Below are 1,039 nucleotides of genomic sequence, written 5' to 3'. Positions count from 1 at the left end.
GACGGAAACACGGAAGGCCGCCGGCTTCGAAAGAAGCGGCGGCCTTTTCCGTTTGCGGATTACGACTGAATCGCAGTTCTCGATAGCTTATTTGGCAACGGTTACCTTCTCGATGTTCCGGACGATGTCATCGAACGCCTGCTTCAGTTCCACACCGGTTGCGGCCTCGTAGTAGTGCTTTAACGAGGATGTATCCGCCGTGGAGCAATCCTGGAGCACGCTTTTCGCCTGGTCCCGTTCGGTCGCCGTCATGGTCGGATCGTTCAGGTCGAAGCCGATCGTGTATATCTCGATGCCGTCGCGCTTCATGGCGTCGCAGATGCCTTCGGCATTGCCACGCGACATCTGGCCGGCGTTCTGTGATTTCGGCGCACCGCGACCACCAGCGAACGCTGTATTGAACTGGCCGTCCGTCATCAGGATGGCGACCTTGGCGACTTTCTTCTTGTCGAAATTGGCGGGACCCGCACCGAGCCCGGCATTGACGATCGTCGGGCGCCACGAGGGCGAAAGCATGTAGTAGCCCCACTGCACCGCGATGCCGCCGGCGGTCACGCCAGCCGCGCTGAAATCGTCGATCGTATCGAGCAGTTTCTCCTCGTCGGCCGACAACGGGATAAGCTCCGGTGTCGGGCATGTTCTCATGTGATCATCCCGATTGATTCTAGCCAGATACTCTTTGCCGTTGTTGTCCCACCGCGACGTGTAAGGCCCGTCGGATGACGTGTCGGCATAGCCATCCTTGTCTTTGCGTTCCGTGGCACATTTGTCCGGCGCGGGCGTCACCGACGCCGAAACCGGAGCATCCACAGGCGGCGGCAAATCCGTCCCGCCTCTCGCCTCGACGAAGACGCTGTCAGTGAGACCGCCGGTATTCACCGCTTCGGCATAGGGAACGATCGCCACACGCACGCGTGGGTTTTTCGCATCGATGTTGTTGTCCAGAAGATCGCTGACAGCCCCGGAAGCGGCATTTTGTAAGTCAGCGATCTTGTTGGTCTTGGCCCATGCATTCGGCCCCATCGACCCGGTCACATCG

At 59.6% G+C, this 1,039-nt stretch carries 1 pseudogene (running past one end of the window); it reads right to left on the bottom strand.

Annotated elements, in window-relative coordinates:
• Positions 1 to 87: 87 nt before the first annotated feature.
• A pseudogene (locus EOB49_RS33895) lies at positions 88 to 1,039 on the bottom strand (hypothetical protein) (its annotated part continues 293 nt past the right edge of the window); the annotation flags it as partial.

The organism is Mesorhizobium sp. M7A.F.Ca.MR.148.00.0.0 (assembly GCF_003997735.1).
In the GTDB taxonomy this organism is placed as follows: domain Bacteria; phylum Pseudomonadota; class Alphaproteobacteria; order Rhizobiales; family Rhizobiaceae; genus Mesorhizobium.
This window is presented reverse-complemented; position numbering and strand designations above follow the sequence as displayed.